At 61.4% G+C, this 7,050-nt stretch carries 11 protein-coding genes; 7 read left to right on the plus strand and 4 right to left on the minus strand.

Features of this window, described 5'->3' with window-relative positions; genetic code table 11:
• Positions 1 to 34 precede the first annotated feature (34 nt).
• Positions 35 to 739 carry a YoaK family protein gene (locus tag HX786_RS22955; protein ID WP_003212598.1) on the plus strand — a complete coding sequence of 235 codons (705 nt, stop codon included), beginning with the start codon at positions 35 to 37 and terminating at the stop codon, positions 737 to 739.
• A gap of 141 nt (positions 740 to 880) precedes the next feature.
• Here the strand turns inward: HX786_RS22955 and HX786_RS22960 are convergent, their stop codons facing one another.
• On the minus strand, positions 881 to 1,234 hold the full coding sequence (locus HX786_RS22960) for a hypothetical protein (RefSeq protein WP_087693907.1): 354 nt from the start codon (positions 1,232 to 1,234) through the stop codon (positions 881 to 883).
• A gap of 109 nt (positions 1,235 to 1,343) precedes the next feature.
• Between HX786_RS22960 and HX786_RS22965 the strand changes: the two genes are divergently transcribed.
• Complete coding sequence (locus HX786_RS22965; RefSeq protein ID WP_003212600.1) at positions 1,344 to 1,604, plus strand: hypothetical protein; 261 nt, start codon at positions 1,344 to 1,346, stop codon at positions 1,602 to 1,604.
• A 152-nt stretch (positions 1,605 to 1,756) separates the two neighbouring features.
• On the opposite strand, the gene HX786_RS22970 is transcribed toward HX786_RS22965, so the two are convergent.
• From HX786_RS22970 to HX786_RS22980, 3 genes are all read right to left on the minus strand, one after another.
• Positions 1,757 to 2,068 carry an AzlD domain-containing protein gene (locus HX786_RS22970; RefSeq protein ID WP_008432487.1) on the minus strand — a complete coding sequence of 104 codons (312 nt, stop codon included), beginning with the start codon at positions 2,066 to 2,068 and terminating at the stop codon, positions 1,757 to 1,759.
• A complete protein-coding gene (locus tag HX786_RS22975) occupies positions 2,065 to 2,760 on the minus strand; it encodes an AzlC family ABC transporter permease (protein WP_087693909.1) in 696 nt (231 codons plus the stop codon). Before HX786_RS22975 ends, HX786_RS22970 begins: the two co-directional genes overlap by 4 nt.
• A 72-nt stretch (positions 2,761 to 2,832) precedes the next feature.
• A complete protein-coding gene (locus tag HX786_RS22980; RefSeq protein WP_003212603.1) occupies positions 2,833 to 3,048 on the minus strand; it encodes a hypothetical protein in 216 nt (71 codons plus the stop codon).
• A gap of 177 nt (positions 3,049 to 3,225) precedes the next feature.
• On the opposite strand from HX786_RS22980, the gene HX786_RS22985 reads away from it, so the two are divergent.
• From HX786_RS22985 to HX786_RS23005, 5 genes are all read left to right on the plus strand, one after another.
• A complete protein-coding gene (locus tag HX786_RS22985) occupies positions 3,226 to 3,582 on the plus strand; it encodes a metalloregulator ArsR/SmtB family transcription factor (RefSeq protein WP_003212604.1) in 357 nt (118 codons plus the stop codon).
• Between the two features lie 18 nt (positions 3,583 to 3,600).
• Positions 3,601 to 4,884: an arsenic transporter gene (locus HX786_RS22990; RefSeq protein ID WP_178912632.1), complete on the plus strand. Its 1,284-nt coding sequence runs from the start codon at positions 3,601 to 3,603 to the stop codon at positions 4,882 to 4,884.
• 13 nt (positions 4,885 to 4,897) lie between these two features.
• Positions 4,898 to 5,368, plus strand: a complete 471-nt coding sequence (locus tag HX786_RS22995) for an arsenate reductase ArsC (RefSeq protein ID WP_087693911.1) — start codon at positions 4,898 to 4,900, stop codon at positions 5,366 to 5,368.
• An 80-nt stretch (positions 5,369 to 5,448) separates the two neighbouring features.
• Complete coding sequence (locus HX786_RS23000) at positions 5,449 to 6,240, plus strand: AraC family transcriptional regulator (protein WP_177035512.1); 792 nt, start codon at positions 5,449 to 5,451, stop codon at positions 6,238 to 6,240.
• Positions 6,241 to 6,314: 74 nt separating this feature from the next.
• Complete coding sequence (locus HX786_RS23005) at positions 6,315 to 6,926, plus strand: LysE family transporter (RefSeq protein ID WP_003212608.1); 612 nt, start codon at positions 6,315 to 6,317, stop codon at positions 6,924 to 6,926.
• Positions 6,927 to 7,050 lie beyond the last annotated feature (124 nt).

Genomic DNA, 7,050 nt, shown 5'->3' on the forward strand with positions numbered 1-7,050 from the left:
GTGGCCGGATAATCTCACCGAGGAACCCGGCCCCATGTTGCCTTCATCCCTGAAGCCCTACACCAACGCCGCCTTGCTGCATCGCCACAAATGGCGCGGGCGTGTCGGGTTGCTGCTGGTGGCGAGCCTTTCCGTGCTGGCGGGCATGACCGATGCGATTGGTTTCATGGCCAGCGGGGATTTTGTGTCGTTCATGAGCGGCAACACCACGCGCCTCGCCGTGGCGATCAGCGAAGGCGACCTGGGCCTTACCGGGCGCCTGACGTTGCTGGTGGCGACGTTTATCGCCGGGAATGCGCTGGGCGTGATGGTCAGCCGCGTCAGCCGGCGCCACGCCCTGCCCTTGTTGCTGTGCATCGCCACCCTGCTGTGCGGGGCTGCGGCCTGGCCGTTTGCCGATCAATTGCCGGCGTTGCTGGCAGCGATCATCGCCATGGGCATGCTGAATGCCGCCGTCGAAGAAGTGAACGGGTTGCCCGTGGGGCTTACCTATGTCACCGGGGCGCTGTCACGCTTTGGTCGCGGACTGGGCCGCTGGATGCTCGGTGAACGCCGCAACGGCTGGCGCGTGCAACTGATCCCGTGGGCCGGGATGTTTGTGGGTGCGGTGATCGGTGCGTTGCTGGAGCACCACATGGGGATTCGTGCGCTGCTGGTCAGCGGGGTGCTGTCGGCGCTGTTGGGGCTGGTGTCGCTGAAGATTCCGCGGCGCTGGCACCTGGGGTACATGCCCCGCTAGAAAACAGTTGCCCTCCCGACGCTCCGGCCTCGACATCCCTGTACCGGTAAAGAGCCGTCACGCCGGGTGAGCGGGAAAATACTAAAACAATGCCTGCGGGACTGTCCGCAGGGCATTTCTGAACTTTTCTAACGGAATGGATTACAGGCAGGTCGCCAGCGCCGCCAGGCGGCGCTTGGCCGGATAGTCATCCTGGGCCGCGTAATAGTTGACGGAGGCGCCGGCGCCGGCACTGCGCACGTCGACAAAATAGTCACCTGCCGTGGTGTAGATGGTGAAGCCACCAGCCTGTGCAGGCTCCATGAAACCACCGGCATCCACCCCGAACACCGCTTCATCCTGCCAGCCGAACTGGATGCACTGGGCAACCACCAGCGGAGCCTTGTCCGAGGCCAGGGTTTTGTAGGGCGCGCCGGTACGCGCCTCTTTCATCTTCGAGCCCGCGCAACCGGCCAGCGATGCCAGGACCAAAGCGCCAATTACCACCATCCGCATACCGAAGCTTCCTTGGAAAAAACGCGACTGTACCATTAGCAGGCGACACCGAAGGATTATTGCGTCACCCTGCCGCCTACTTACGAACCCGCTTTTACCCGGAAACCCCATGACACCCAATGCCGAGCGCTACAACCCCTCCACCGACTACGCCGACAAGCTGATCAGCCGCATCGGCCAGACGCCTTCGTGGATCGCCAAACGCATCGGCGTGACCGACAAGCGCATCCGCTACATCCTTGACGGCGAGCGCACCGTGAAGGGCGAAAGCACCCCGATCCAGATGACCTACACCGAGCAGTTTGCCCTGGAATGCCTGGCGGCCGAGGCGAAAGCCAACAAGAAAGCCGCCGCCCCGGTTATCGAATAGCTGACAGATTCATGAACTTTGTTTCACTGTGAAGGAAGACCTCGCCGCCTATAGTCGGCAGGCTCATTTTTAAGAAGTCTCCCTTCCAGCCTGCCCTCCCGCAGGCTTTTTTTTGCCTTGGTTTTGCTCCCCCCGTAGCAGGAATTTGTTGGTCAGAGCAGCCAGCGGAACAGATAGAACAGCGCCATGCTCAGCAACACGGTGATCAGCACGCTACGGGTCCAGAACATCAACGCCACGGCGCTGATTCCGGCCAGCAGGTAGGGGTTGCCCACACTCAGGTTGAGCTTGTGATCAGCCAGGAAAATGATCGGGCCGCAGATGGCGGTGAGCATCCCCGGTACGGCAAACCCGAGAAACTCCCGCGCCCCGCGATTGAGGCGCACCGGCAGGCGCGGCTCGAGAAACAGGTAGCGGTTGAGAAACACGATCAGGCCCATGCCAAAAATCATCACGAAGATCATTGTTGCCCTACTCCCAGCCGCTTGCAGGCATACCCTGCGCTCATCCCCAACACACCGGACACCACCACCGCCGATTCCCAGTGCAGGTAGCTCAGCCAAACCGAGCACAGCAACGACACGGCTACGCAGACAATGGTCGGCACGTCGCGCACTACCGGGGTGATCAGGGCGATAAAGGTCGCGGCAATCGAGAATTCCAGGCCCAGTTGATCCAGCCCGGGAATGCTTTTGCCGAGCACGATGCCGGCGAAGGTAAAGACGTTCCAGATGATATAGAACGTCAGGCCGACGCCCAGGGCGTACCAGCGATTGAAGGTCTGGCGGTCGTACTGGCTGACCAGGGCGAAGAATTCGTCGGTCAGCAAAAAGCCCAGGCTCATGCGCCACCTTGGCTTGAGCGGCGACAGCGTGGGACGCATGTGCATGCCGTAGAGCAAATGCTGGGAGGTCAGCAGCAAGGTGGTCAGCAGGATCGAAATCAGGCTGGCGCCGCTCTTGACCATGCCGATGGCCACCAATTGTGCGGCACCGGCAAACACGATGGTCGACAGTCCCTGGGCTTCCAGCGGGGTAAATTGGGCATCAATTGCAGTCGAACCGGCCAGCAATCCCCACGGCGCACACGCCAGGGACAATGGAATGATCGCAATCGCGCCACGGGAAAAGGCGTTCAGAGGCAGAGCGTTAGGCATACACAACAAGCTCATCGACAGTCAGTCGACAAGCATGCCAGCGGTATCAGGGATTGTCTTGAACGATCGTGCTCAAGCCAGTTTGACCGACACCCGCTCCACCGCGTCCCGGGCTTCGCGCAGTTCGTGGGCGTCCTGGTTGAGCCGGTGGATGGTATTGAGCAGGCGCTGGCGCAGCACTTCATCGCTGAGCTTTTCGACGGCGCGCATCAGGTCAAAGGCCGCGGTTTCGTTATTGTCCGCGACGGAATCCAGGGTCTTGCGCAGGTTGCGAGTGGCACGGGTCACACGTTTTCTTCCTTCATCACCAATGGGCAGGCACTTTAGGACATTTGTGTTTCAGTTTAATTTCAACCACTTGTCATCGATTGTCGGGCACTTGACGCAGGTCAATCGAAACAAGGTTTGACCAATACATATGGAAATCCGTATATTCGTATTTCCATATGTATCAAGGCACTGACCATGTCAGATCTTTTCTCCCCGCCCAACGTCTTCAAATGCCTGGCCGACGCCACCCGCGCCAGGCTGACGTTGTTGATCCTGCGTGAAGGCGAACTTTGCGTGTGCGAATTGATCCATGCTCTGGACGACAGCCAGCCGAAAATCTCCCGCCACCTGGCGCAACTGCGCAGTTGCGGGTTGCTGCTGGACCGTCGCCAGGGCCAGTGGATTTATTACCGCCTCAACCCGGCCTTGCCGGAGTGGGTGACGGCAGTGCTCGACACCACCCTGCAAGCCAACCAAGCCTGGTTAAAAACAGACGCCCAGCGTCTGGAAACCATGGGTGACCGACCACAACGGGCCAGCGCCTGCTGCTGATCCTGCGGAGAGCTTTTCATGCTTGTAGCCGTTGCTATCTTTCTGTTCACCATCATTTTGGTCATCTGGCAGCCCAAGGGCCTGGGCGTGGGCTGGAGCGCCACGATGGGCGCGATCCTGGCCCTGGCCTGTGGGGTTATCAGCCTGGCCGACATCCCGGTGGTGTGGCACATCATCTGGAACGCCACCGGGACCTTCGTCGCGCTGATCGTCATCAGCCTGCTGCTGGATGAGGCGGGCTTCTTCGCCTGGGCTGCCTTGCATGTGGCGCGCTGGGGCCGTGGGCGCGGTCGGCGACTGTTCGCGTACATGGTGCTGCTGGGCGCGCTGGTATCGGCTTTGTTCGCCAACGACGGCGCGGCGCTGATCCTCACGCCCATCGTGATGTCGATGCTGTTGGCGTTGCGCTTTTCCCCGGCAGCCACGCTGGCGTTCGTCATGGGCGCCGGGTTTATCGCCGACACCGCGAGCCTGCCGCTGGTAGTCTCCAACCTGGTGAACATCGTCTCGGCCGACTACTTCAAGATCGGCTTCAACGAATACGCCGCAGTGATGGTGCCGGTGAACCTGGTGAGCGTCGCCGCGACCCTCGCCGTATTGCTGTGGTTTTTCCGCCGGGACATTCCGCAAACCTACGACCCGGCCGACCTCGACGACCCTGCCAGCGCGATCCACGACCGCGGCACCTTCCGCGCCGGCTGGTGGGTGCTGGGCATCCTGCTGGTGGGCTGCTTTGCCCTGGAACCGCTGGGCATTCCCATCAGCGCAATTTCTGCCGCCTGCGCCATATTACTGCTGGTGATCGCCGCCAAGGGCCACAAAATCTCCACCCGCAAGGTGCTGAAGGAAGCGCCCTGGCAGATCGTGATTTTCTCCCTGGGCATGTACCTGGTGGTCTACGGCCTGCGTAACGCCGGGCTGACCGACTACCTCGCGACCTGGCTCGACACCTTCGCAAGCTATGGCGTATGGGGCGCGGCCTTGGGCACCGGTGTACTCACCGCGCTGCTGTCTTCGGCGATGAACAACCTGCCAACCGTGCTGATCGGCGCGCTCTCCATCGAGGCCAGCCACGCCGTGGGCGTGGTCAAGGACGCGATGATCTACGCCAACGTGATCGGCAGCGACCTAGGCCCCAAAATCACCCCTATCGGCAGCCTGGCGACCTTGCTCTGGCTGCACATCCTGGCACGCAAAGGCATCACCATCACCTGGGGTTACTACTTCAAGGTCGGGATCGTGCTGACCCTGCCGGTACTGTTGATCACCCTCGCCGCCCTGGCCTTGCGCCTGAGTTTCTGACGGAGTTCGCTTGATGAAAGTCCTGTTCATGTGCACCGCCAACAGCTGCCGCAGCATTCTTTCGGAAGCCTTGTTCAACCATCTGGCGCCGGACGGTTTCCAGGCCATCAGCTCCGGGAGTTTCCCCAAGGGCCAGGTGCTGCCACGCAGCCTGACCACGCTGAAAGCCGCCGGCATCAGCACCGAAGGCTTGTACAGCAAGGGCAACGACGCCTTTGAAGGCAGCCCGCCAGACATCGTCGTCACCGTGTGCGACAAGGCTGCTGGAGAAGCTTGCCCGGTGTATTTCGGCCCGGCCATGAAGGCACATTGGGGGTTGGAGGACCCGTCGGATGTTCAAGGCGATGAAGCCCAGGTCGACGCCGCGTTCCGCGCCACCCTGGAAATCATTGAACGGCGCTGCCGGGCTTTTTTCGAGATTCCGTTCGCCAGCCTCAGTCCCATCGAAATCAAGGCCGAGCTTGATCGCATCGCCACGCCGTAACCGAAGAGCCGGGCGAGTAGTCGATCTGAAGCCCTTTTCCGGCGTATGCTCGCGGGCAACGGTCACAGCGAGCCCCCTCAATGAGTTCCATGCAGCACGCCTGGCTGGGCAACTACGAAGTCAGCAGCACCACCTGCACCGGCCTGACATTTGCCCGCCACAGCCATGATGAATGCGTGATCGGCGTCAACCTGCTCGGCGAGGAACAGGTGTGGCTGGATCGTCGCACCTTCGAGGCCGGCCCCGGCAGCATCACCCTGTACAACCCGGGGCAGATTCAAGGCGGCGGCGCGGCCGAAGGGCAGCCGTGGCGGTTTGTCAGCTTGTATGCGACTGCCGAGCAATTGGCGGCTGATCTGGGTCTGGCGCACCTGGAGTTCGACCGTTCGCTGTGCTTCCAGCCGGCGTTGGCGATGAAACTCGCCGGGGCGATTGAAGGTGCGTTGAGTGTCGATCCGCTGGCCCGGGAGCTGAGTGAGGAAGCCCTGGTGGTGCTGCTCGGCGAAGTCGTCGGTTGCAGCGGCGTCCGCTTGCCTGGCAGCACTGCGGTGGGACGCGGGTTGGTGATCAAGGCCCAGGAATTGCTGGCTGAAAACCTGCACCAGGCGGTGGCACTCGAGACCCTTGGTGACGAGTTGGGCCTGTCGAAATTCCATCTGCTGCGGGCTTTTCAGAAAGAAACCGGGCTGAGTCCACGCCAGTGGGCGATGCAACTGCGTACCCGGCGCGCCAAGGGGCTGTTGCGCTCAGGCGTTGCGGCGTCGCAGGTTGCCCATGCCTTGGGGTTTGCTGACCAGAGCCATCTGAATCGGCATTTCCGGGCGGCCTACGGGATCACACCGGGGCGCTATCAACGCGTGCTCAAGGGCTGAAAAGCGCAATCTGGTTCAAGACGACTTACACACCCTTCCCTAAAATGCCGGCCATCACTTGAAGGAAGGCAGGCATGTTGACGATCTTTTTTTCGGCGCTGGTGTTTGGGTTTGTGTTTTGCCTGTCGCCGGGGGCGGTGCTGGCGGAGACGCTGCGCCGTGGGCTGCTGCATGGGTTTACCCCTGCGCTGTTGGTGCAGATCGGTTCGCTGGTGGGCGATGCCGTGTGGGCGGTGATCGGGCTTACGGGCATGGCGTTGTTGATCCAGCATGAGTCGGTGCGGGTGCCGCTGACGGCCGTTTGTGGGCTGTATCTGGCCTGGCTCGGGATTCGCAGCCTGATGGATGCCTGGCGCTTGCCAGAGGCCGGGAGTGCGCCGGCCAGGTCCGGGCAGAATGCGCTGGTGGTGGGGGCGGCGATTTCCCTGGCCAATCCGAAGAACATTGTCTATTGGGGGGCGCTGGGGAGTGCGTTATCGGGGATAGTCGGGGCGGCGCCTAGCCATGGGCAGACGTTGATGTTTTTTGCGGGGTTTATGCTGGCTTCGGTGTTGTCGTGCTTTTTGATTGCGGGGTTGGTCAATTTGCTGCGGCGGAATGCTTCGCCCATGTGGCAGAGGGTTAGCTATGGGGCTTGTGGGGTGGTGCTGCTGTATTTGGCGATTTTGGCGTTGCGGGGGATTTGAGGGGGCATATCCGTTATTTGGGTAACGGCGGCCTATGGTTCCGCTCTTACAGCGGCTCACTTTGGAAAAGCCGGAATGCCGGCCCAGCCCAAAGTGGGCAAAGGGCTCCGCAATACCTGCGTTC

Source organism: Pseudomonas sp. 21615526 (assembly GCF_013386245.1).
Lineage (GTDB): Bacteria > Pseudomonadota > Gammaproteobacteria > Pseudomonadales > Pseudomonadaceae > Aquipseudomonas.